Below are 23,081 nucleotides of genomic sequence, written 5' to 3' on the forward strand. Positions count from 1 at the left end.
TACCTTCGGCGTCACGCTTCCGGGCGCGCGAAAATGCCCCGTCCGATGGTTCGGACGGGGCATTCGCGGTAGTTCTTTCGAGCTAGCTGCTCTGATCGTCGCGCGGCGGGGGCGGCACGTCGGCGGCGGCCGTCGCAGGATTCTCCGCGGCCTTCGCGGCGTCGAGCGCCTCCTGTACGGCGACGTTGGTCGCCGCATCGTCGGTTACGTCGTCCTCGATCTCGGCGTTGAGATCGACCCGGCTCTTACTGCCGCCGCCGTCGACCGGGATCGACCCGATCGTGCCACCGAGAGTTCCCAGTGCCTTGGTCAGCTCGGCCGGGATGATCCACGTCGTCGCGTTCTCGCCGTCGGCGATCTTCGGCAGCATCTGCAGGTACTGGTACGACAGCAGCTTCTGATCCGGGTTGCCGTCGTGGATCGCCTGGAACACCGTCTGGATAGCTTGTGCCTCGCCCTGGGCGCGCAGGATCTGTGCCTGGCGATCGGCCTGAGCCGTGAGGATCTGCGCCTGCCGCTGGCCTTCGGCGGTCAGGATCGCGGACTGCTTGTCGCCCTCGGCGGTCAGGATCGCCGACTGACGCTCGCCCTCGGCGGTCAGGATCGCGGCACGCTTGTTGCGCTCGGCGCGCATCTGCTGCTCCATTGCGTCGATGATCGACGGCGGCGGGTCGATGCCCTTGAGCTCCACGCGGTTGACGCGGATACCCCACTTGCCGGTTGCGGAGTCGAGTTCGCCGCGCAGACCCGAGTTGATCTGATCGCGGCTCGTCAGCGCGTGCTCCAGGCTCATGCCGCCGGTGATATTACGCAGCGTCGTCATGGTCAGCTGCTCGATCGCCTGGATGTAGTTGGCGATCTCGTACGTCGCGGCGACCGGATCGGTGACCTGGAAGTAGATCACGGTGTCGATCGAAACTACGAGGTTGTCCTCCGTGATGACCGGCTGGGGCGGGAACGAGACGACCTGCTCGCGCAGGTCGATGACATAGCGCACCTTGTCGATGAACGGCAGGACGATATTGAGGCCCGCGGACAGGGTCGTTCGGTACTTGCCGAATCGTTCGACGATGCCCGACCGTGCCTGGGGCACGATCTTGACCGTCATCGAGACGATCAAGATCGCCAGGACGGCGAGCAGGATGAGCACGATCAATGCTGGGGTCATCAGGACTCCTTAGAGGCGGATGGGCTGGCGTGTGTGACGACGGCGGTGGCGCCGTCGATCTGAATGACGATGACCTCGATGCCGGGAACGAAGACATCGTCTGGTTCTGCCGTGCGGGCCGACCACAGTTCACCCGCGAGCTGGACTCGACCATTCGACTTCGTCACGGGTTCGAGCACTGTGGCGGTACGGCCGATGAGATTGCTGTGTCCGGTCTCCAGCGTCGGGCCGGCGTGGAGTTTCGCGACCACGGATGGGCGAACCACGAGCAGCAGAAGCAGCGAGACCACCGCGAAGACCGCGATCGCCAGCAACGGCGGTCCGCCCACAGCCGCGATGAACGCCGCAGCCAGCGCGCCGATCGCGAACATCAGCAGGACCAGGTCAAGGCTCAGCAGTTCGACCGCCGCGAGGATCACCGCGGCGCCGAGCCAGCTGGCCCACGCATGCTCCTGAATCCAGTCGATCATGCTTCCCCTTAGTGAGTTGATCCGTGAGTGAGTCGGTGTGGCGGTTCTAGCGGCTGATTTCGGCCCGGTGTCCGTATGCTGCCCGACGCGCGGCCCAGCGTCCACCTTCGTGGTCCAGCTGGATGCGCTGGCCGAATGTCCTGCCGAGATTCGCAGCGGTCATGGTCTCTTCGATGGGACCCTGCGCGACGACCCTGCCATCTCGCAGCATCAACGCGTGCGTGAAGCCGACCGGGATCTCCTCCACATGGTGCGAGACCATCACGAGCACCGGCGAATCATCGGCGTGCGAGAGCGTCTCCAGACTCGCCATCAGATCCTCGCGGGCCCCCAGGTCGAGGCCGGCCGCAGGCTCGTCGAGCAACAGCAGTTCTGGGTCGGTCATCAATGCCCGAGCGATCAGGACACGTTTGCGTTCGCCCTCGGACAGCGTGCCGAACGTCCGTCCGGCCAATCCGGCAATGCCCCACTCGCCCATGATCTGCTCGGCACGACGCAGATCCTGTTCGTCGTAGATCTCCTTCCAGCGTCCCGTGACGGCATGCGCCGCGGACAACACCGCATTCCTCACCGACTCCGCCGGCGGGATGTGATCGGCAACCGATGTGCTCGTGTGGCCTATGCGGGTGCGGATGTCGAAGACGTCGACCGCACCGAGCAGTTCGTCGAGGATCGTGACGGTTCCGGTGGTCGGATGCAGGAACGTTCCGACGATCTGCATCAGGGTCGTCTTGCCCGCTCCGTTGGGTCCGAGGACGACCCAACGTTCGCCTTCGGCGACGGTCCAGCTGACGTTGTCGAGCAGAACTTTGCCGGGGCGCACCACACTCACCTTCGAGAGCTCGAAAGCAGCAGGCATGGACCCTCCTGGACTGTGTAGGTGCCGGTGGTGTCAACCTATCGCGAGCCACCTGGACGTCAGCGATAGCCTCGGATGCGATGACTGATCCTGTGCCCACGTTGCACTTCACCGACCCGACCGCTCTCGTCACCCTCACCGGACCTGACCAGAGCGGCGTATCGACTCGCCTGTTCACCGACCTCGCGCCATTCGGCATCGAGGTCATCGACATCGAACAGCTCGTCGTTCGAGGACGACTCGTGCTCAGCGCGCTCGTCACCGTCCCCGATGATCTCGATGCATTCGAGAAGACCGCACACGCGGTAGCCGCGGCCTTCGGGCTCGAGGTCACGATCGAGTACGGGACGGGCGACAACCGCCCGCGCCGGGTCGGTCGCGCGCAGGTCGTGATCCTGGGTGCCCCCCTTCGTCCGGGCGCACTCGCCGCACTGACCCAACGCATCAAGGACGATGGCGGCAATATCGACCGGATCGTCCGTATGGCGCGCTATCCCGTCACCGCGATCCGTATGGAGGTCTCTGGTGCCGACCCCGACCTGCTGCAGTCGGATCTGGCGGCTGTCGCCTACCAGCAGGGCGTCGACGTGGCCGTCCAGGAGAACGGCATCCTGCGACATGCCCAAAGGCTCGTGGTCATGGACGTCGACTCGACCCTGATCCAGGGCGAAGTCATCGAGATGATCGCTGCCCACGCCGGCTGCGAGGCCGAAGTGGCGCGGATCACCGAAGCGGCGATGCGCGGCGAGCTCGACTTCGGTGAATCGCTCACGGCCCGTGTCGCTCTGCTCGAGGGCGTCGACGCCTCCGCGCTCGATGCGGTGTATGAATCCCTGCTGTACGCGCCCGGGGCGCGCACCATGATCCGAACTCTGAAACGACTGGGCTATCGATTCGCACTGGTCAGCGGCGGATTCACCCAGATCATCGAGAAGATCGCCGCCGAGCTCGGCATCGACTACTACGCCGCCAATGACCTGGAGGTCGAAGACGGCAAACTCACGGGACGCATCGTGGGCCGGGTCGTCGACCGCGCCGGCAAGGCCGAAGCGCTCCGGACGTTCGCGGCCGAGGCGCGCATCCCGGTCAAGAACACCGTGGCGATCGGTGACGGCGCCAATGATCTCGACATGCTGGCCGCTTCTGGCCTCGGCATCGCATTCAACGCCAAGCCGGTCGTGCGCGATCAGGCCCGCACGTCGGTCAACGTCCCGTATCTCGATGCCATCATCTACCTGTTGGGCATCACCCGCGAAGAGGTCGAAGCCGCAGACGCTGCCGACTAGTCGGCACGCAACACCGAATCGAGCAGGCCGGGAAACACCCGGTCGAGTTCGTCCTTACGGAGGCTGAGGACGCGACGGCGCCCGTCAGGCTCATTGCGCACGATCCCGGCCTCACGCAGCACCTTCATGAGGTGCGATTTCGTCGACTTCGGCAGATCGGGGTGCGTGACGCCGCATTCGGCCATCGTCAGCGGTCCGGCGGCCAGTTCGCGGACGATCTCGAGGCGTGCGGGGTCGCTCAGGGCGAACAGCACATCTGTCAGCGCCAGATCCGCGACATCGGGATGCGCCAGCCGTGTGATCGTCGTCATGGTTCGATAATACTCGAACAATCTCGAAACCGGGGTAACGTGGTCCGAGTTCCATTATTTTCGAACTTTTCTCTCCGAGGCCGACATGAACGTCACGACAGCACCCCCCGCGATCCGCTCGACCCGCACCTACGGCTTCTCGTTGGCCGTCGCGGCGGTCGTGGCGATGATGATCGGTGCGAGTGCTCCCTCACCGTTCTACCCGGTACTGCAGGCCGAGTTGGGCTTCTCAGCAGCAACGATGACCGCGATCTTCGCGGTGTACGCCGTGGCCCTGCTGCTGACCCTGCTCGTCTCGGGATCGCTTTCTGACCATCTCGGTCGACGTCCGGTCATCTCGGTCGGATTCATCGTGCTCGCGATCAGCATGGTGGCGTTCTGGCACGCCGACAGCGTCATGGTGCTGTTCATCGCGCGCATCGTCCAGGGCATTGCCGCGGGCCTGCTGATGTCGTCCTTGTCAGCGGCCGTGGTCGACCTGGAGCCCTCGCACCGTCCCGGCCTGGCCGCGACGCTCAACAGCGTCAGTCCGTTGGGCGGCCTCGCGGTCGGCGCACTCGTCGCCGGACTCCTGCTGGACCACTCGTCCTCGGCACTTGCCGTGGTCTTCGGCAGCCTCACGGCGATCTATGTCGTCATCGGCGCCATGGTCTGGTTGATTCCCGAGACGTCACCGCGCAATGAGGGCATCCTGCGATCGTTCATCCCTCGCATCGGCGTGCCGCAATCGGCCCGCGCGCCGTTCCTGCGAAGCGCTCCGGCCCTCTTCGCCGGCTGGGCGACCGGAGGCCTCTACCTGTCGCTGGGAGCGCCGCTCGTCACACAGGAACTCGGCGGCACGGCCCATATCGAACAGGGGCTCGTCGTCGCGGTGCTCACGGGGGTCGGCTCGATCGCATGCTTCATCGCTCGCGATCGGTCGTCACGATCCATCACGATCTACGGCACCTCCGCCCTCGCGATCGGTACGGCCCTGACACTGGTCGCGCTGGCGGCGGGCTCCTACTGGGGCTTCATCGCTGCCGCCGTCGTGGCTGGTTCCGGGTTCGGAACGTCATTTCTTGGCATCATGCGCTCGATCACGCCCGTGGCGGCACCGCACGAACGCGGCGAGCTGTTCGCCTCGGTTTTCGTGGTGAGCTATCTCGCGTTCGGCGTCCCGGCAGTCATCGCCGGGATCGCCGCACCGCACATCGGTTTGGCCGAGACGACCTTCATCTACGGCGGGATCGTCGTCGTGCTGTCCGGCGCCGCCGCGCTGCTCCGAAAGTTCAAGTCGAAGGACTGAGCTTATTCGTCATCTTCCAGGCGGAAGCCGATCTTCATCGTCACCTGGTAGTGCGAGACGGCGTCGTCGGTGATCTGGCCGCGCATTCCGGTGATCTCGAACCAGTCGAGGTGCCGCAATGTCTGCGAGGCCCGCTTGATGCCGTTGTCGACGGCCTCGGTGATGCCGTCGGGAGAGGTTCCAACAATCTCGGTGATGCGATACGTGCGATCAGTCATGTGCCCATCATGCCGTCTCCACCCATCGGCGTACTCTGGAAGGGTGCCCCCCGAGCCTCGCGAACCCCGCAAGCAGCAGGTCTTCTCCATCACGTCAGCAGCCGAGTCGCAGACCGCCGACCGGCTGCGACGCGAAAAGCGTTACGCGCTCTCGATGGGGATCCGCACGGTGTGCTTCCTCGCCGGTGTCGTATTGGTCATGCAGTCGATGCCGTGGGCGGTCCTCGGTTGGCTGATGTTCGTCGGCGCGGTGTTCTTGCCGTATATCGCCGTGGTGGTCGCGAATGCCGGCGTCCGCAAGAAGGGCGCAGGTCCCTCTCCGTTCGGCGCCGAGCCAGGCCGCCAGATCGACGGCCCCCAGCAGCCCCCGGCCGACACTCCGCCGAATACCCATGGCTGACGCGCCCATCTGCTCGGCCAAGGGCTGCACTGCCGATGCGACGCATCAAGTGCTCTGGAACAACCCGAAGCTCCACACACCCGACCGTCGTAAGACCTGGTTGGCCTGCGACGAACATGAGGTGTCGCTCCGAGGCTTCCTCGATGCCCGCGGCTTCTGGAAAGAAACCCAGCCCCTCTAAGGGTTGTCGGTTTCCCACGAGGCCTAGGGTCTTTGGCACGCACCTAGCGTTACAGCGCTTGGTACGTGAGCGTTGCGCTAGGCCTCATGGGAAACCGCACCCCGAGAAGTCAGCCGCCGATGGCCGACATCGGGCGCGGCGACTGCAAGAACGTCGGATCGTCGATGCCGTGGCCGGGGAGTTTGGTCATCATGGCCGCAGCCCAACGCTCGGCGATCTCGACATCGCTCGCGCCGGCTCGCATCGCCGTGCGTAGATCCGACTCCTCACGGGCGAACAGGCAGTTCATGATCTGTCCATCCGCGGTCAGCCGCACTCTGTTGCAGTCACCGCAGAACGGACGCGTCACCGAACCGATGATGCCGACCGTGTGCGGCCCGTCGTCGACCAGGAACTTCTCGGCCGGCGCCGAACCACGTCCGTCCATGGCGGTCAGCCGGAAGTGCTCGCCCAGAAGCGCCAACGTCTCGTCGGCGGTGACCATGGCTTCTCGGCTCCAGCCGTGCTGGGCGTCGAGCGGCATCTGCTCGATGAAACGCAACTCGTACTCATGCTTCATGCACCAGCGGAGCAGATCTGGCGCCTCCAGATCGTTGATGCCACGCAACAGGACCGCATTGACCTTGACGGGCGTCAGACCGGCCTCCCGGGCCGCCCCAAGACCAGCGAGGACGTCATCGAGGCGGTTGCGACGAGTGATCTTTTCGAATGTCATCGGATCGGTCGTGTCGAGGCTGATATTGACGCGATCGAGTCCGGCCGCCGCGAGCGCCTTGGCCGTGTGCTTGAGACCCAATCCGTTGGACGTCATCGCGGTGCGCGGATTCGAAGGCAATGCCTTGGTCGCGGCGACGATAGCGGGGAGACCACGGCGCAGCAGCGGCTCTCCCCCGGTGAACCGGACATCACGGACGCCCAGGATCTCGACGCCGATCGTGATCAGGCGGATCAATTCGGCGTCAGTGAGGGTCTCATCGGTCGGCAACCAGTCGAGGCCCTCGGCCGGCATGCAGTACTGGCAGCGCAGATTGCACCGATCGGTCAACGACACGCGCAGATCGGTGGCGCGACGCCCGTGACTATCGATCAGCTCCATAGATTGATTCTAGGCGCCAACCGATAACCCGGCCGACCGATACTTGGCCACGACAACTACCGTCATGGTGTGTACCGCTTCGTCTTGAGCGCGCGCTGGATCGGATTCGCCGTATTCGTCGTGCTACTCGCCGCCATTTGCACCCGACTGGGCTTCTGGCAGTTGGACAAACTCGACCAGCGAATCGATCGCAACAAGATTGTCACCAAGCATTTCGCCGCCGCACCGGTCGATCTACAGACTGCGTTGCCGGAGGGCGCCGAGGTCGACAAGACAAATGAGTGGACGCGCGTGACTGCCGTCGGCACCTACGACGTGGACCACCAGGTCACGGTCAAGTTCGTGACCCGCGACGGAGCACCCGGTGCAGATGTCGTGACGCCCTTCATGCTGCCGTCCGGCCAGGCGGTTTTGGTCAACCGCGGTTGGGTCGCGACCGACAACAACGTCACGAAGCCCGATGCACCGGCACCGCCGAGCGGCGAGGTCACGATCGAGGGCTGGCTCCGCAAGAACTCAGGTGCGGGCACCAACGCGACTGTCCCCGCTGAAGGGCAGATCCGTGCCATCTCCAGCACGGTGTTGGGTGAACAGGTCCCGTACGAGTTGGTCAACGGGTACATCAACCTGCAAAAGCAGACCCCCGAGCCCACCACGGGCTTGGCCGCCGAACCCGAACCGGACCTGGGTCAAGGACCACACTTCTTCTACGCGCTCCAATGGTGGTTCTTCGCGCTACTGGCGATCGTCGGCTTCTTCTGGTTCGCCCGCGTCGAGGCCAAGGAACGTCGCAATCCGAGTCGAATCGACGGGTTCAGTCCGAAGGATTCGACCAAGGAGACCGCGTGACGTCCGCTAGGCCGAGTTGCCACGATTGATTTGAGGCATTGGCTCCGCCTTCAAGTACACGTCAATGGCGTCCTCGTGTTCGAGGACGAATCCATGACGCTCGTAGAGTCGCCGTGCTGGGCTGCCCTGCAGAACATTCAGGCGGAACGGCCGAACGCCGTCTGACGCTTCGACCATGACCTCAGCAAGCACCTCGCCGCCGATCCCCTGGCCGTGACACTCCGCAGACAGATAGAAATGTTCGAGCCAGAATGCATCTTCCTCCGCACGAACACCCACCAGCCCCACGTCCTTGCCGTCGATGACCACAACCCGCGTGTGATGGGCCACGAACCCGTCGAGGAAGCGTCGACGTACCCGCACCGGGTCATAGCGACCCAACCGTTGCAGGTCTGGCTGCATCACCACTGCGCGCAATTCAGCCATCCACTGCGCATCCGAGGCGTGACTCCGTCTCAGAGCCCAGCGCGGCATAGTCGGCCTGCTAAGCCAGGTTCACGAGGTCGGCGTACGTGTCGGACCAGATGTCCTCATCGCCGTCCGGCAGCAGCAGCACCCGATCGGGCTCGAGCGCCATGACGGCACCCTCGTCGTGCGAGACCAAAATGATGGCACCCTCATAGGTGCGGATCGCCCGCAGCACTTCTTCGCGAGAAGCCGGATCGAGGTTGTTGGTCGGCTCGTCGAGAAGCAAGACGTTGGCGCTGGAGACGATGAGACTGGCGAGCGCGAGCCTGGTCTTCTCACCGCCCGAAAGCACCCCGGCGGGCTTGGACGTGTCGTCACCGCTGAACAGGAACGAGCCCAGCACGCTGCGTGCTTCGGTGTCGGTCAGCTGCGGCGCCTGGGCCTGCATGTTCTCCAGGACGGTGCGCGAGGTGTCGAGCGTCTCATGCTCCTGGGCGAAGTAGCCGATCTTGAGGCCGTGGCCGGGAATGATCTCACCGGAGTCCTGCTTGAGGGTGCCGGCCAGCATACGCAACAGCGTCGTCTTACCGGCACCGTTGAGGCCGAGGATCACGACCCGGCTGCCCTTGTCGATCGCCAAGTCGACGCCGGTGAAGATCTCCAAAGATCCGTACGACTTCGACAGGCCTTCGGCCATGAGCGGAGTCTTGCCACACGGTGCAGGCTTCGGGAACTTGATGTTCGCGACCTTGTCCTGAACCCGTTCGCCCTCCAGCCCGGCGACGAGCTGCTCTGCTCGACGAAGCATCTGCTGGGCCGTGGACGCCTTGGAAGCCTTGGCGCGGAACTTATTGGCCTGGCTCGTGAGCGCATCAGCCTTCTTGACCGCGATGGCCCGCTCGCGACGGCGCCGCTGCTCGTCGGACTCACGCTGCTTGACGTAGGACTTCCAGCCCATGTTGTAGATGTCGATCGTTGCCCGGTTGGCGTCGAGATAGAGAACCTTGTTGACGGTCTCCTCGATCAGTTCCACGTCGTGGCTGATGATGACGATGCCGCCGGGGAATGACTTGAGGAAGCCGCGCAACCACACGACGGAGTCGACGTCGAGGTGGTTGGTCGGCTCGTCGAGCAGGAGCGTGTCGGCGTCGGAGAACAGAATCCGGGCGAGCTCAATACGACGCCGCTGTCCGCCCGACAGAGTGCTGAGCGGCTGTTCGAGGACACGGTCAGGCAGTCCCAAAGCATGCGCGATCGTCGCCGCCTCCGCTTCGGCTGCATAGCCTCCGCCAGAACCGAAGATCGCATCCGCACGGGTATAGGCCTTCATGGCCTTCTCAGCGATCGCGGCGTCGGGCGAGCCCATGTCGAGTTCGGCCTTGCGCATCGCCGTCAACGCCTCATCGAGTCCTCGTGCGCCGAGGATACGGTCGCGAGCCGTGGTCGACAGGTCACCGGACTTGGGATCCTGCGGCAGGTACCCGATCTTGCCGGTCGAACTGATCGTGCCCTCGGCAGGTTCGCCGTCGCCCGACAGCATGCGGGTCAACGTCGTCTTGCCTGCGCCGTTACGGCCGACGAGACCCACTTTGTCGCCCTTGTCGACTCTGAAGGAGACATCGGACATCAGAACGCGCGCGCCAAAGCGCAGCTCCACATTGGAGACGGTAAGCATGAAAAACCTTTGAATCAGGGGTGGAAAGGGATCGACGAAGCGAAACCGACGTCACTCACGCTGATAAAAGTTCACCTCACCACTCTACGCTGATGAGTCACTGAGTTACGCCTCGCGAGTCACTTGGTCACGTGAGTTCTGTCACCAAGTGACTCGCGGCACGTAATTCAGTGACTCGCGAGCGTTGGGGTCAGCCGATGTTGAAGCCGAGGGCGCGCAGCATCTCGCGGCCGTCGTCGGTGATCTTGTCGGGGCCCCACGGCGGCATCCAGACCCACTCGATGCGGAAGTCGTTGACGATTCCGTCGAGGGCTGCTCGGGTCTGGTCCTCGATGACGTCGGTCAGCGGGCAAGCCGCCGAGGTCAGCGTCATCGAGAGCACTGTGTTGCTGTGCTCGTCGACGTCGGCGCCGTAGACCAGGCCGAGATCGACGACGTTGATACCGAGCTCGGGGTCGACGACATCCTTCATCGCCTCAAGCACATCTTCGGCCGTGGTCGCGCCGGCCGGCGCAGTGGAGACCTCGGGGAGGTCGCTGTGGTCGGTGGTCATGGGGTATCTCCCGTGTTGGTGGTGACAAGCGCTTGTGAGACGGCGTCCTTCCAGGCCATCCAGCCCAGCAGCGCGCACTTGACGCGCGCCGGGAATTGGGCGACGCCGGCAAAGGCGATGCCGTCTTCGAGCACGTCTTCGTCGGGTTCGACCTTGCCTTTGCCCTGCATGAGCTCGGTGAAGGAGTCGAGCACCGACATACCTTCGTCAACGCTCTTGCCGAGGATCAGATCATTGAGCACCGACACCGAGGCTTGGCTGATCGAACAACCCTGGGCCTCGTACGAGACATCGGCAACGGTCTCGCCGTCGAGATGCACCCGCAGCGTGATCTCGTCACCGCACGTCGGGTTGACATGGTGCACCTCGGCTTCGAAGGGCTCGCGCAGGCCCGCACCGTGTGGGTGCTTGTAATGGTCCAGGATGATCTCCTGGTACAGAGTGTCGACGTTCACGATCCCCCTCAGGCCCCGCTCGGCGTTCCCAAAAAGTACTTCTTCGTATAGTGCAACGCCTCGACCAGCGCATCAATTTCCTGCTCGGTCGTGTACAGGTAGAACGACGCGCGGGTCGTCGACTGCACACCGAACCGCAGGTGAGCCGGCTTTGCGCAGTGATGACCTGCGCGTACGGCCACACCACGCGAATCGAGCAACTGCGACACATCATGTGGGTGGACGCCGTCGAGCGTGAAGCTGATCGCTCCCCCGCGCATCTCGGCGGTCTTGGGACCGACGATCGTCATGCCGTCGATCTCCTGCATCGCTTCAAGCGCATAGGCCGTGATGGCCTGCTCGTGGGCCGCGACGTTCTCCATGCCGATCGACGACAGGTAGTCGACAGCTGCGCCGAGTCCGACGGATTCGGCGATCGGCGGGGTGCCTGCCTCAAAACGCGCCGGAGGAGCAGCGTACGTCGAACCCTGCATCGTGACCGTCTCGATCATCTCGCCACCGCCGAGGAACGGCGGCAGTTCGGCCAACAGGTCATAACGGCCCCACAGGACGCCGATACCGGTCGGACCGACCAGCTTGTGCCCCGTGAACGCCACGAAGTCGGCCCCGAGAGCTGCCACATCGACCGGTAACTGCGGCACAGCCTGCGAGGCGTCGATGACGACGAGCGCACCCACCGCATGGGCCTTGGCGATGATGACATCGACCGGATTGATGGTGCCGAGCATATTGGACACCCAGGTCAGCGAGACGACCTTGGTCCGCTCGGTGATGAGCGTGTCGATGTCATCGAGATCGAGCCGCCCCTCGTCGGTGACGCCGAACCACCGAAGCGTCGCGCCAGTGCGCTGCGTGAGCTGTTGCCACGGCACGATATTGGAGTGGTGCTCCATCTCGGTGATGACGACTTCATCGCCGGCCGAGACACGTCCGGCGTCGCCCAGCACGCGGGCCACCAGATTCAGCGCCTCGGAGGCGTTCTTGGTGTAGACGACCTCGTCGCGACTTGGCGCGTTGATGAACGCGGCGACCTTGTCGCGACCCAGTTCGAACGCCGCGCTCGCCTCGGCACCGAGCTGATGCATCGCCCGTGCCACATTGGCGTTGTGCAGCCGATAGTGATCGGCGATCGCATCGATGACCTGCCGCGGCTTGTGCGAAGTGTTGGCACTGTCGAGGTACACCAGTGGCAAGTCACCGGACAGCCGACGTCCCAGGATCGGGAAGTCTCCCCGGATCCTGGCAACGTCATACGACGCGGTGTCGTACGCCTGGGTGCCCTCGACAGTGGTCACAGCGCGGCAGCCTTGACGTACTTGTCGTAGCCGTTGGCCTCGAGCTCGTCGGCGAGTTCTGCTCCGCCCTGGTCGGCGACCCGGCCGGCCACGAAAACGTGGACGTAGTCAGGCTTGATGTAGCGCAGAATGCGGGTGTAGTGCGTGATCAGCAGCACGCCACGGTCGCCCTGGTCGCTGTAGCGGTTGACGCCGTCGGAGACGACGCGCAGTGCATCGATGTCGAGACCCGAATCGGTTTCGTCGAGGACTGCGAACTTGGGGTTGAGCAGCTCGAGCTGAGCGATCTCGTGACGCTTCTTCTCACCGCCGGAGAAGCCCTCGTTGACGCTGCGCTGAGCGAAGTCCTTGTCGAGGGTGACCCGCTCCAGAGCCGCGTTGACGTCCTTGACCCAGGTACGGAGCTTGGGCGCTTCGCCGTCGATCGCGGTCTTGGCGGTGCGCAGGAAGTTCGCGACCGAGACGCCGGGAACCTCGACGGGGTACTGCATTGCGAGGAACAGGCCGGCGCGGGCGCGCTGATCGACCGACATCGTCAAGATGTCGACGCCGTCGAGCGTCACGCTGCCACCGGTCACGGTGTATTTGGGGTGACCGGCGATCGAGTACGCCAGCGTCGACTTGCCCGAGCCGTTGGGGCCCATGATGGCGTGGACCTCTCCGGTCTTGACGGTCAGGTCGACGCCTTTGAGGATCGCCTTCGCACCTTCCTCGGTGTCGACCGAGACGTGCAGGTCCTTGATCTCAAGGGTTGCCATGTGGGTTCAGCTCCTGTCGGCGGAGAGGTCGACCATGACGACGTCTCCGGTGATCTGGGTGGGGTAAACGGGTACGGGTTCTGTGGCTGGGAGGTTCAGTGGCTTGCCGGTACGCAGGTCGAAACGCGATCCGTGCAGCCAGCACTCGATCTCGCAACCCTCGACATCGCCTTCGGACAGCGGGATCGAGGCGTGCGAGCACTCGTCGCGGATCGCGTAGACATCGTCGCCGTTGCGTACCAGGGCGAGCTCCTGACCGTCGATCTCGACGGCCAGCGCTCCCCCTTCGGGTACGTCGGCCAGCTGCGCGGCTTCAACGAAGCTCATCCTTCGAGGCGTCCTACGTGCGTTTCGGCGAGCCCAAGATGCTGTGACAACTCAGTCTCGATCGAGGCCACGAGACGCTCCTGCAGTGACGGCACGCCGATACGACGGATGATGTCGTTGAAGAAGCCGTGCACGACGAGGCGCCGGGCTTCCTCTTCGGGGATGCCACGGCTCTGCAGGTAGAACAGGTGCTGGTCGTCGAAGCGGCCAGTCGTGGACGCGTGTCCCGCGCCTTCGATGTCGCCGGTCTCGATCTCCAGGTTGGGCACCGAGTCGGCCTTGGCACCATCGGTCAGCACGAGATTGTCATTGCTCTCGTACGTCAGGATGCCTTCGGCTTCCTTGCGGATCAGCACATTGCCGATCCACACCGTGTGAGCGCCTTCGCCTTGCAGCGCGCCCTTGTATTCGACGTTGCTCTTGGTGCGGGGAGCTGTGTGATCCGCGAACAGGCGGTGTTCGATGTGCTGCCCTGCATCGGCGAAGTAGACGCCGAGCATCTCGACGCTGCCGCCGGTGCCGCGGTAGTCGGCCGATGTGCTGGCACGCACGACGTCTCCGCCGAGCGAAACCGCGACGTGGCGGAACTCGGCGTCGCGACCGACTGTCGCGTGCTGGGTGACGACGTGGACGCTGTCGTCATTCCAGTCCTGGATCGTCACGAAGGTCAGCTGGGCACCGTCTTCGACGACGACCTCGATGTTCTCGGCCCAGGTCGCCGAACCGTCGTAGTCGACGACGACAACGGAGCGGGAGAACTGACCAGCGCGCACCAATAAGTGACCGGCTGCGGCCTTCTCGATGCCCCCACCGTGCAGTCGCACAGTCGTGGGCTGATCGATCTCGGCATCGGCCGGAATCGTGATCTCGAAGACTGACTTCGCGGCAGCCCAGGCACGGGCCGACACGCGGTCGACGGGCACGTAGCCCGAGACACCGCGCGCTGAGTCGGCGGCAGGCACCGACACGGCGGTCACACCGGGTGCGGCGTCGACCTCGACCTTGTAGTCGTCACCGTCGAGCGGTTCGTCCTTGTGCAGGTCGCGGAGGCGCTTGAGCGGGGTGAACCGCCAGATCTCCTCCAGACCCGTCGGCACAGGGTGGTCGTCGAGGTCGAAGGACCCCTCGGGGTGCAAGTGGCTCTCGACAGGCGAGAGCTCCAGAGCTTCGGCGAGACTCAACCGACTGCTCCTTCCATTTGAAGTTCGATCAGACGGTTGAGCTCGAGGGCGTACTCCATCGGCAGCTCGCGCGCGATCGGCTCGACGAAGCCGCGCACGATCATCGCCATGGCCTCGTCCTCCTCCATGCCGCGTGACATGAAGTAGAAGAGCTGGTCATCGCTGAGCTTGGAGACCGTGGCCTCGTGGCCGAGCGTCACATCGTCCTCGCGGACGTCGACGTACGGGTAGGTGTCGGAGCGGCTGATCTGGTCGACGAGCAGCGCGTCGCACTTGACCGTGCTGGCCGAGCCCTCGGCGCCTTCGAGCACCTGCAGCAGACCGCGGTACGACGTGCGTCCGCCGCCACGGGCCACGGACTTCGACAGGATCGAGCTCGACGTGTTGGGTGCCGCGTGCACCATCTTGGCGCCGGCGTCCTGGTGCTGTCCCTCACCGGCGAAGGCGATCGACAGCGTCTCGCCACGGGCGTGCTCGCCCATGAGGTAGACCGCCGGGTACTTCATCGTGACCTTGGAGCCGATATTGCCGTCGACCCACTCCATCGTCGCGCCCTCTTCGCAGACGGCGCGCTTGGTGACGAGGTTGTACACGTTGTTCGACCAGTTCTGGATCGTCGTGTAGCGGACGCGAGCGCCCTTCTTGACGATGATTTCCACAACCGCCGAGTGCAGCGAGTCGCTGGAGTAGATCGGCGCCGTGCAGCCCTCGACGTAGTGAACGTAGGAGTCTTCGTCGGCGATGATCAGGGTGCGCTCGAACTGCCCCATGTTCTCGGTGTTGATGCGGAAGTAGGCCTGCAGCGGGATGTCGACGTGGACGCCCTTGGGCACGTAGATGAACGAGCCGCCCGACCAGACCGCGGAGTTGAGCGCGGAGAACTTGTTGTCGCCGACCGGGATGATCGTCGCGAAGTACTCGCGGAACAGCTCGGGGTGCTCCTTGAGCGCCGTGTCGGTGTCGAGGAACAGCACGCCCTGGGCCTCGAGGTCCTCGCGGATCGAGTGGTAGACGACCTCGGACTCGTACTGCGCGGCGACACCGGAGACGAGGCGCTGCTTCTCGGCCTCGGGGATGCCGAGGCGGTCGTACGTGTTCTTGATGTCTTCAGGCAGATCGTCCCACGTGGCGGCCTGCTTCTCGGTCGAGCGCACGAAGTACTTGATGTTGTCGAAGTCGATGCCCCCGAGGTCCGAACCCCAGGTCGGCATGGGCTTGCGGCCGAACAGCTTGAGGCCCTTGAGGCGCAGGTCGAGCATCCACTCGGGCTCGCTCTTGAGCGCCGAGATATTGCGGACGACTGCCTCGCTGAGACCTCGTTGGACGTTGGCACCGGCGTCATTGCCGTCGGACCAGCCGAACTCGTAGCGGCCGACATCCTTGAGGCCGGGATTGGCCTCGATGATCGCGTTCGGAACGGTGCTCTCGTGCGACGTCGTCGTCATGAGGTCAACCTCTCTGTGGTGGAAACAACAGGTAGAGCGGGTAGGTAGGTGGTGCACACGCCGTCGCCGTGGGCGATCGTCGCGAGTCGCTGGACGTGCGTGCCGAGAAGACGCGAGAACATCTCGGTCTCGGCCTCGCACATCTGCGGGAACTCCTCGGCCACGTGGGCGACCGGGCAGTGGTGCTGGCAGATCTGGGTGCCCGCACCCGTGGTGCTGCTGGACGCTACGAAGCCGTCCTTGCTGAGTGCCTCGGCCAGAATCTGGGGACGCTGTGCGGGATCGGCCATCGCAAGCAACGGCCGGTACCGATCTTCCAGGTCGAGCAGGCGGTGCTGTGCGAATGCCTTGACCGCATCCGTGCCCACGGTGTCGGCCAGGAACCTCAACGCGTCTGCGGCGAGATCGTCGTAGGCATGGCTGAAGTGATCGCGACCGGCATCGGTGATGACGAACGCCTTGGCGGGACGTCCCCGTCCGCGCTGGCCGGTGATCCGCTCGTCACGGGCTTCGATGATCCCGTCAGCCAGGAGTTGGTCGAGGTGGCGGCGCACCGCTGCCGGAGTAAGTCCCAGCTCGACCGCCAGGTCGGCGGCCGTCGAAGGCCCTTTGGTCAGCAGCGTCGTAGCGACCTTCTCGCGGGTCGGCGCATCGTCCGCTGCCACCTCGGCAGCGGGCGTCTGCGACGGCCCAATGTTTTTCACAAGATAAGTGTGCCTTTAATCGACAAACGCTTTCAACGAAGGTGAACCTTAGTGAGGCAGCCCTCATCTTTCGACCTCGGCAGCCGGCAAGACCGCCTGGTCGGCGGCGCGAAGACCCGCGTTCCAGCCGCGCACGTCATAGGAGGACCTCGACGAGCCCGTCGTGATGTGCGGAAAGAGCCGTTCGAGCTCTTCTTCGATCGCCTCGGCCTGGCGCTGGAATACCGGGACAAGTGCGCTGCCATACGATCTGGCGGCCGCGTCGTCGGCCCCGGCGAGCCGTTCACCGATCCGAACGGCGTAAGCGGTGAGAAATGCCTTGCGAAACCCCGAACGGCGATCAGCTCCGTGTGATGTCTCCCCCGCCTGCGTCATGGCACGCGTCGCCTGAACCAGCGTCGATGTGAACAACATCTCTACTTGGGAGACGTCGATGGGCGCTCCCAGCAGCGTCGCATGGGACGCGAAGTCACTCCACACCGCTCGGGCCCGGTTGGCCCGGGCGACGACATGCAACAGGCTGGCCTTCTCGGAGGCATAGGGATGGTCGATCAGGACCCGCAGTCCGGCGACTTCGAAGTCGAGCCCGGCCTCATCGGCCAACAACGTCTCATCGATCGAGTGACGGGTCATCAAGTCCTGTGCTTTGGCCGTGAAGGCCTCAGCCTCGGCGGTGAATTCGGTCGATTCGGCCTTGGCCAACAAGGCCCGGATCTTGGTGAGGGTCTTGGCCTGCTCGCCGGTGCGAGGCGTGGCCGCCCTGGGGCTATGTCGCGGCTGATCCCACCTCGAAGGTGGCGGCAGGAGCAGCTGCGATGGTGGCAGGCGGTGGAGGAAGTCCATCGCGACGAGCGCGACGGTCCATTCGTCGATCGAGGCGCGGCCCCCGGTGCCCAGCAAGGTCTCGGGCCGGGTGGGGTGGCCGTGGCGATCCGCCAGAGCCGACAGTTGATCGACCCAGGCTTGCGGAGCGCGCTCGACGGCACCAGCGCGATCAGCCTCGAGCAGCACCGCACGGGCCAGCCAGGTGGCCGTCTTCGCCGAGGCCCGCCGCTTGGTCGCGTGCACCAGATCGTGTGGCTGCCAGCCGAGCTCCCACACCTGGGTGAGCCGCGACAGGATCTGACCCATGACCATGACGGCCGGATCCAGGTGCGGATCGGATGCGGACGCGCCCAACTCCACAAGCAGTTCGACACGCGGCACGGCGGCCTTGGGCGAGGCGACGGCATACCGCCTGGCGATCTCGATCAACTGCACGAGTTCTGCCACCGAGGGCGGCGGGGCGCCACGCACCGCCGTCCACTGTGATGGGGGCTGCACAGGGCGTCTTACCCGGCCCTGAGCTCGTCGTCTGGCATCTCTTCGCTGTCGGCTGTTTTGGCTCATATCGACATCCTTGCGACGGCCGAGGACATCGCCCTCAGCCGTCGGTCCGGTTGTCCACAGGCCGGCCCGTCAACGGGTCGCGCCGACCTTCTCCTGCTCGCCTTCGTCGGCAGAACGGTCCCCGTGTCCGGGCCACCATGCCGCATGCCCGATCAGAGCCGTGAGGGCCGGAGTGAAGAACATCGCCATGACGAATGCCGACACGATGATGCCGAACGAGATCGCAAAGCCCATCGACATCAGCAAGGCGTTGCCACCGAGCATCAGCGAGGCGAACGTCCCGGCGAGGATCAGACCTGCTGCGGCAACCGTGGGTCCGGCGTGCCGGACCGCGTGCGCCGCGGCATCGCGCGAGTTCCTGCCTTCACGCGCTTCCTCACGCAATCGCGCGATCATCAAGATGTTGTAGTCGGTGCCGAGCGCCACCACGAACAGATAGATATAGATCGGCAACATGAAGATCAGGCCGTCCTCGCCCTTGATCTGCTGGAACAGCAGCGTCGTCGCACCCAACGTCGCACCGAAGCCCAGACCGACCGACGCCATCAGGTACCAAGGAGCCACGAGGCTTCGCAGAAGCAGCGCCAAGATCACCATGATGATGACCGCCGCCACGGGGAACACGACCGAATAGTCGCGGTTCATGGCGCGCTGCAGGTCGACGAACACCGACGTCGTACCGCCGACCAGAGCCTCCGCGCCATCCGACGCCGCCGCGTGGGCAGTCGACCGGATCGGTCCCTTGACGTTGGCCAACGCTGCATCCGATGTCGGATCGGCATCCAGCAGGACGCTGAACACCGCGGTCGCCTTGTCCTCCGACAGCGTCGCCGGCGCGACCTGCGCGATCCCCTTGGCCTTGCCCAGATCAGTCGCGAACCGGGTCACCGCCGCGTCATCGAGCGGTTCCCCGTCCTTGCTGGTCAAGAACACCGCGGTCGGATCGGTAGCTCCTGGTGGCAGGCCCTTCTGCAGTGTCTTGAGCGCGACAGTCGACTCGGCGGTCTTGGGCACGCCCGTGTCGGTCAGGTCGAACGTCGGTTTGAAACCGAAGGCGAACACCGCGAGCGCGGCCAGTACGAGACCCGACGCCAGCGCGAAGCGCACCGGATGCCGACCGAGTGAGTCGCCGACCGCGCCGAACCGCGCTCCCTCGGGCTCGACCTTCCAGGCCTTGGACGGCCAGAAGATCTTGGTGCCCAGCAGGGAGACGACGGCCGGTACCAGAGTGAGCGCCGCGACAACCGTCACCGCGACCGCGATCGCCAGCGCAGGACCGATCGACCGGAAGATGCTGAGGGTCGACAAGATCAGCGCCATGAACGCCACGATGACCGCGCCGCCGGCCGAGGCGATAGCTTCGCCGGCCCGTTCGACCGCCTGCGCGACTGCAACTTTGCTGTCTTCTCCCTGGCGTAGCCGCTCTCGATAGCGGAACAGGAAGAACAAGATGTAGTCGGTGCCGATTCCGTACAGGACGACGATCAAGATGACCTGGATCGAGCTGTCGGCCTGGAGACCGAACACCTCGTTGGCGAAGGCGATCAGGCCGGTCGCCACCATCGAGATGATCGCGATCAGGACGATCGGCATCAACGCGATGATCGGGCTACGGAAGATCACGAGCAGCAAGATGACGATCAACAGGATCGTTGCGATGCCGACGATCGCCTCGGCGTTCGAGGACGCTTCCTGTGAGTCGAGACTCTGCGCGACCGAGCCGGTGACACCTGCCTGCAGATCGGTGTCCTTGACCAGTGGTTTGAGCTCGGCACGGAGCTCTTTGGCACTGTCGAGGATCTTGGTGCCGAACGGATCAGCGTCCTTGTCGAGACTGACGAGCACAGTCTGCACGAGCTTGTTCTCCGACGGCGGAGACGCTGCGATCGCACCGAACTGGTCGATGCCCTTGGCATCCAGCCTGCTCGCGATCTTTCCGATGGCCGCCGAGTCCGCGGCAGTCAACTCACCGCCGTCCTGACGGTCGAACACGATGATCGCGCCGACATCCGTGCGATCGGGGAAGGCCTTGCTCTGCAGGTCGAGAGCCCTGATCGACTCATAGTGATTGGGCAGGAACTCGGCCTCGTCGGTCGTGGAGGTCAGCTTGGGAGCTGTCAGGATGACGACGACGGCCACCACGATCCACGCGATGATGACCTGCCAGGGATGACGAGCGACGAACCGTCCGAGCGCTGAGAACATGCCCACGACACTAGAAGAAGTTGCAGGTACAGCGAAAGACGACACGCCCGCATCTACAGTGAAGCCATGGCGAACGATGCGGTCGAGATCGAAGCAGGCGGACGTTCTGTGCGGATTTCGAGCCCGACCAGGGTCATCTTCGAAACCACCGAGTTCTCCCCCGAGGTCACCAAGCTGATGGTGGCCGAGTACTACGTCGCAGTCGAGGACGGTCTGATGCGAGCGCTCCGGGACCGCCCCGTCGCGCTCGAGCGGTGGCCCAAGGGCGTTCGCGAAGACATGGTCATGTCGACTCGCAGCGACAGCCACGGCGATGCGTTCTATCAGAAGCGGATGATGCGCGGCGCCCCCGACTATGCCGAGAGCACCCGGGTGCTGTTCCCGTCGGGCCGGGTGGCCGACGAGATGTGCATGACCGAGATCGCGGTCGCTGCGTGGGCTGCGCACATGGGCGCGATCACTTTCCATCCCTGGCCGACCCGTCGCATCGACAACGACCGTCCCGACGAGTTGCGCATCGACCTGGACCCGTTCGGTTCGGCGACGTTCGCCGATGCGGTGCGTGTGGCCGATGTGGCCAGGAAGCTCTTCGAGGAGCTGGGGATCCGGGCCTTCGCCAAGACCAGCGGCAAACGGGGCATCCATGTGTACGCGCGAGTGGCACCGAAGTGGACGTTCACCGACGTCCGGCATGCCGCGATCGCGTTCGCACGTGAACTGGAACGGCGCACCACCGGAGTGACGACACATTGGTGGAAGGAAGAGCGCGGAGACAACATCTTCGTCGACTTCAACCAGAACTGCCGCGACCGGACGATCGCCTCGGCGTACAGTCTGCGGCCCTCACCCGGCGCCACGGTCTCGATGCCGGTGACGTGGGACGAGCTGGCCGATCTCGACAACCCGCGGGTGTTCACGCTGCACACCGTGCCCGACAAGCTTGCCGCCGACGGCGATGCCTGGGCCGAGATGGACGATGTGGAGCATTCGCTGGAGCCGCTGCTCGTACTCTGGGACGCCGATCCGACCGAGATGCCCTATCCCCCGGAATATCCGAAGATGCCGGGCGAACCCAAGCGGGTCCAGCCGAGCAAGGCCAAGAAGGAGTAGCCGGGACTACTGGCTCTGCCGGAGCGTGGCGACCACCGCATCGACCCGCTTGGCCAGTATCGTCGGCGTCTTGGCCAGCGCCAGGTCCATCAGGTGACGTTTGCGCTGCGCCGGGGTGAGCGCGTCCCAAGCCGTCGAGGCCGACGGCTCATCCGCGAGGGCAGCACTGAGAGCTGGATGCAGCACGCCCGCCTCGGCATCGTCGAAGACGTTCCACATGCCATTGGCTTTAGCAGCGGCGACCAGCGCCAACCCTGCCGGCTGCATGCGTCCTTCCGCCTCCAACCGGGCAACTCGTTCTTTGTTGTTGCGCACCCAGGTGCTCTGGGGTCGGCGCGGGGCGAACCACATCATGACCCGGTTGTCGTCCAGGACCTTGCGGGTCGAGTCGATCCACCCGAAGCACAGCGCTTCCAGGACGGAGTCCTCGTACTCCATGACCGGCCCGCCCGACGAGCGTCGCCAGAACACGAGCCAGACCCCATGCCCGCGCGCGTGATGCTCGGCCAGCCAGGCACGCCAGTCTTCCAGCGAAGCGGGATGGAATCGCTCGGCGTCGTCCATGGCGGTCATGGGCTTCAGAATAGAACCGTCAATCGGTGTGATGACGGTCTCACAGCCGACGCATGGGCCGCGTGTCTACAGTTGGTCAGGTGGACACCACGCCCGCAAGTATCGATCTCGGCCGTCTCATCGAACAACCGACGGGTGCCTTCGCCTACGAGAACGCCGCCGAGCTCCGCCAGGACTTCACTCGATTCATGATGCGTTACAAGTTCGGGATGGAGGAGATCACGACCAAGCTGTCGATCCTGCGCGAAGAATTCGCCCACCTGCACCAGACGAACCCGATCGAAAACGTCTCGTCGCGGCTCAAGAAGCCCGACAGCATCTTGGAGAAGATGGGTCGCAAGAACTGCGATCCGACTTTCGAGTCAATCGCCGAGCGGATCACCGACATCGCCGGCGTACGGGTGACATGCAGTTTCGTCTCTGACGTCTACCGTGTCTTCGACCTGCTGACGGGACAATCCGACGTGCGGGTCGTGGAGGTGCGCGACTACATCGCCGATCCCAAGCCCAATGGCTACCGGAGCTTGCATGCGCTGATCGAGGTTCCGGTGTTCATGACCGACGGCGCGGTGCCCGTTCTGGTCGAGGTCCAGTGGCGGACCATCGCGATGGACTTCTGGGCCAGCCTCGAGCACAAGATCCATTACAAGTACCGCCAGGACATCCCCGACTCATTGGTCGACGGCCTACGTCAGGCCGCCGACACCGCCGGCGAACTCGACGCCACGATGGAACGGCTGCACACCGAGGTCATGACGTCAGGCGAGTTGCCGCCAGACCTCAAACACAAACTGCAGGCCAGCAGCGACGTCGTACCGGGCGAGGACTTCCTCGAACGGCTCCGCCGCATGGCTCCCTGACCTCGGCCCATCACCGG

The 23,081-nt window shown here is 64.5% G+C and carries 26 protein-coding genes; 7 read left to right on the forward strand and 19 right to left on the reverse strand.

Going from position 1 to position 23,081, the window contains the following annotated elements; genetic code table 11:
- Positions 1-82 precede the first annotated feature (82 nt).
- From ACXJKC_RS01310 to ACXJKC_RS01320, 3 genes are read right to left on the reverse strand one after another with little or no spacing between them, the layout of a single operon-like run.
- On the reverse strand, positions 83-1,168 hold the full coding sequence (locus ACXJKC_RS01310; RefSeq protein ID WP_456694857.1) for an SPFH domain-containing protein: 1,086 nt from the start codon (positions 1,166-1,168) through the stop codon (positions 83-85).
- Complete coding sequence (locus ACXJKC_RS01315) at positions 1,168-1,638, reverse strand: NfeD family protein (RefSeq protein ID WP_456694858.1); 471 nt, start codon at positions 1,636-1,638, stop codon at positions 1,168-1,170. The genes ACXJKC_RS01310 and ACXJKC_RS01315 overlap by 1 nt, the downstream gene beginning before the upstream one ends.
- Positions 1,639-1,684: 46 nt before the next feature.
- Positions 1,685-2,497 (reverse strand): ABC transporter ATP-binding protein, encoded by an 813-nt coding sequence (locus ACXJKC_RS01320; protein WP_456694859.1) that lies wholly within the window; start codon positions 2,495-2,497, stop codon positions 1,685-1,687.
- 80 nt (positions 2,498-2,577) lie between these two features.
- Here ACXJKC_RS01320 and serB point away from each other — a divergent pair, with 80 nt between their 5' ends.
- Entirely contained in the window at positions 2,578-3,783 is a 1,206-nt protein-coding gene (gene serB, locus ACXJKC_RS01325; protein ID WP_456694860.1) for a phosphoserine phosphatase SerB, read from the forward strand.
- On the opposite strand, the gene ACXJKC_RS01330 is transcribed toward serB, so the two are convergent.
- Positions 3,780-4,094 (reverse strand): ArsR/SmtB family transcription factor, encoded by a 315-nt coding sequence (locus ACXJKC_RS01330; RefSeq protein ID WP_456694861.1) that lies wholly within the window; start codon positions 4,092-4,094, stop codon positions 3,780-3,782. The two genes, serB and ACXJKC_RS01330, sit on opposite strands and share 4 nt — an antisense overlap.
- Positions 4,095-4,179: 85 nt before the next feature.
- Between ACXJKC_RS01330 and ACXJKC_RS01335 the strand changes: the two genes are divergently transcribed.
- On the forward strand, positions 4,180-5,382 hold the full coding sequence (locus ACXJKC_RS01335; protein ID WP_456694862.1) for an MFS transporter: 1,203 nt from the start codon (positions 4,180-4,182) through the stop codon (positions 5,380-5,382).
- A gap of 2 nt (positions 5,383-5,384) precedes the next feature.
- On the opposite strand, the gene ACXJKC_RS01340 is transcribed toward ACXJKC_RS01335, so the two are convergent.
- Positions 5,385-5,600 (reverse strand): dodecin, encoded by a 216-nt coding sequence (locus ACXJKC_RS01340; RefSeq protein WP_456694863.1) that lies wholly within the window; start codon positions 5,598-5,600, stop codon positions 5,385-5,387.
- A 43-nt stretch (positions 5,601-5,643) separates the two neighbouring features.
- Between ACXJKC_RS01340 and ACXJKC_RS01345 the strand changes: the two genes are divergently transcribed.
- Both ACXJKC_RS01345 and ACXJKC_RS01350 read left to right on the forward strand, forming a co-directional pair.
- Entirely contained in the window at positions 5,644-6,000 is a 357-nt protein-coding gene (locus ACXJKC_RS01345; RefSeq protein WP_456694864.1) for a DUF3099 domain-containing protein, read from the forward strand.
- Complete coding sequence (locus ACXJKC_RS01350; protein WP_456694865.1) at positions 5,993-6,181, forward strand: acetone carboxylase; 189 nt, start codon at positions 5,993-5,995, stop codon at positions 6,179-6,181. Before ACXJKC_RS01345 ends, ACXJKC_RS01350 begins: the two co-directional genes overlap by 8 nt.
- Positions 6,182-6,290: 109 nt before the next feature.
- On the opposite strand, the gene moaA is transcribed toward ACXJKC_RS01350, so the two are convergent.
- Complete coding sequence (gene moaA, locus ACXJKC_RS01355) at positions 6,291-7,277, reverse strand: GTP 3',8-cyclase MoaA (protein WP_456694866.1); 987 nt, start codon at positions 7,275-7,277, stop codon at positions 6,291-6,293.
- A gap of 69 nt (positions 7,278-7,346) precedes the next feature.
- Here moaA and ACXJKC_RS01360 point away from each other — a divergent pair, with 69 nt between their 5' ends.
- Entirely contained in the window at positions 7,347-8,126 is a 780-nt protein-coding gene (locus ACXJKC_RS01360) for an SURF1 family cytochrome oxidase biogenesis protein (protein ID WP_456694867.1), read from the forward strand.
- Positions 8,127-8,132: 6 nt separating this feature from the next.
- On the opposite strand, the gene ACXJKC_RS01365 is transcribed toward ACXJKC_RS01360, so the two are convergent.
- The 12 genes from ACXJKC_RS01365 to ACXJKC_RS01420 all read right to left on the reverse strand — a co-directional run bounded on the left by ACXJKC_RS01365 (position 8,133) and on the right by ACXJKC_RS01420 (position 20,521).
- Positions 8,133-8,552 (reverse strand): GNAT family N-acetyltransferase, encoded by a 420-nt coding sequence (locus ACXJKC_RS01365; RefSeq protein ID WP_456694868.1) that lies wholly within the window; start codon positions 8,550-8,552, stop codon positions 8,133-8,135.
- Positions 8,553-8,610: 58 nt separating this feature from the next.
- On the reverse strand, positions 8,611-10,209 hold the full coding sequence (gene abc-f / locus ACXJKC_RS01370) for a ribosomal protection-like ABC-F family protein (RefSeq protein WP_456694869.1): 1,599 nt from the start codon (positions 10,207-10,209) through the stop codon (positions 8,611-8,613).
- A gap of 190 nt (positions 10,210-10,399) precedes the next feature.
- Positions 10,400-10,762 carry a metal-sulfur cluster assembly factor gene (locus tag ACXJKC_RS01375; protein WP_456694870.1) on the reverse strand — a complete coding sequence of 121 codons (363 nt, stop codon included), beginning with the start codon at positions 10,760-10,762 and terminating at the stop codon, positions 10,400-10,402.
- Positions 10,759-11,217, reverse strand: a complete 459-nt coding sequence (sufU, locus tag ACXJKC_RS01380; protein WP_456694871.1) for a Fe-S cluster assembly sulfur transfer protein SufU — start codon at positions 11,215-11,217, stop codon at positions 10,759-10,761. Before sufU ends, ACXJKC_RS01375 begins: the two co-directional genes overlap by 4 nt.
- Before the next feature lie 8 nt (positions 11,218-11,225).
- Complete coding sequence (locus ACXJKC_RS01385) at positions 11,226-12,512, reverse strand: cysteine desulfurase (RefSeq protein ID WP_456694872.1); 1,287 nt, start codon at positions 12,510-12,512, stop codon at positions 11,226-11,228.
- Complete coding sequence (gene sufC / locus ACXJKC_RS01390; RefSeq protein WP_456694873.1) at positions 12,509-13,270, reverse strand: Fe-S cluster assembly ATPase SufC; 762 nt, start codon at positions 13,268-13,270, stop codon at positions 12,509-12,511. The genes ACXJKC_RS01385 and sufC overlap by 4 nt, the downstream gene beginning before the upstream one ends.
- A 6-nt stretch (positions 13,271-13,276) precedes the next feature.
- Positions 13,277-13,597, reverse strand: a complete 321-nt coding sequence (locus ACXJKC_RS01395) for a non-heme iron oxygenase ferredoxin subunit (RefSeq protein WP_456694874.1) — start codon at positions 13,595-13,597, stop codon at positions 13,277-13,279.
- Positions 13,594-14,778, reverse strand: coding sequence for a Fe-S cluster assembly protein SufD (sufD, locus tag ACXJKC_RS01400; RefSeq protein ID WP_456694875.1), 1,185 nt, complete (start codon positions 14,776-14,778; stop codon positions 13,594-13,596). Before sufD ends, ACXJKC_RS01395 begins: the two co-directional genes overlap by 4 nt.
- Positions 14,775-16,223 (reverse strand): Fe-S cluster assembly protein SufB, encoded by a 1,449-nt coding sequence (gene sufB, locus ACXJKC_RS01405; RefSeq protein WP_456694876.1) that lies wholly within the window; start codon positions 16,221-16,223, stop codon positions 14,775-14,777. The genes sufD and sufB overlap by 4 nt, the downstream gene beginning before the upstream one ends.
- On the reverse strand, positions 16,220-16,927 hold the full coding sequence (locus ACXJKC_RS01410; protein WP_456694877.1) for a helix-turn-helix transcriptional regulator: 708 nt from the start codon (positions 16,925-16,927) through the stop codon (positions 16,220-16,222). The genes sufB and ACXJKC_RS01410 overlap by 4 nt, the downstream gene beginning before the upstream one ends.
- Before the next feature lie 63 nt (positions 16,928-16,990).
- A complete protein-coding gene (locus tag ACXJKC_RS01415; RefSeq protein ID WP_456694878.1) occupies positions 16,991-18,223 on the reverse strand; it encodes a DUF2786 domain-containing protein in 1,233 nt (410 codons plus the stop codon).
- Positions 18,224-18,385: 162 nt separating this feature from the next.
- Positions 18,386-20,521, reverse strand: a complete 2,136-nt coding sequence (locus tag ACXJKC_RS01420) for an MMPL family transporter (RefSeq protein WP_456694879.1) — start codon at positions 20,519-20,521, stop codon at positions 18,386-18,388.
- 66 nt (positions 20,522-20,587) lie between these two features.
- On the opposite strand from ACXJKC_RS01420, the gene ACXJKC_RS01425 reads away from it, so the two are divergent.
- A complete protein-coding gene (locus ACXJKC_RS01425; protein WP_456694880.1) occupies positions 20,588-21,631 on the forward strand; it encodes a DNA polymerase domain-containing protein in 1,044 nt (347 codons plus the stop codon).
- Positions 21,632-21,637: 6 nt separating this feature from the next.
- Here ACXJKC_RS01425 and ACXJKC_RS01430 read toward each other — a convergent pair whose 3' ends face one another.
- Positions 21,638-22,204, reverse strand: a complete 567-nt coding sequence (locus ACXJKC_RS01430; RefSeq protein WP_456694881.1) for a YdeI/OmpD-associated family protein — start codon at positions 22,202-22,204, stop codon at positions 21,638-21,640.
- 80 nt (positions 22,205-22,284) lie between these two features.
- Here ACXJKC_RS01430 and ACXJKC_RS01435 point away from each other — a divergent pair, with 80 nt between their 5' ends.
- On the forward strand, positions 22,285-23,064 hold the full coding sequence (locus tag ACXJKC_RS01435; RefSeq protein WP_456694882.1) for a GTP pyrophosphokinase: 780 nt from the start codon (positions 22,285-22,287) through the stop codon (positions 23,062-23,064).
- Positions 23,065-23,081 lie beyond the last annotated feature (17 nt).

It is taken from the genome of Aeromicrobium sp. P5_D10, assembly GCF_054049535.1.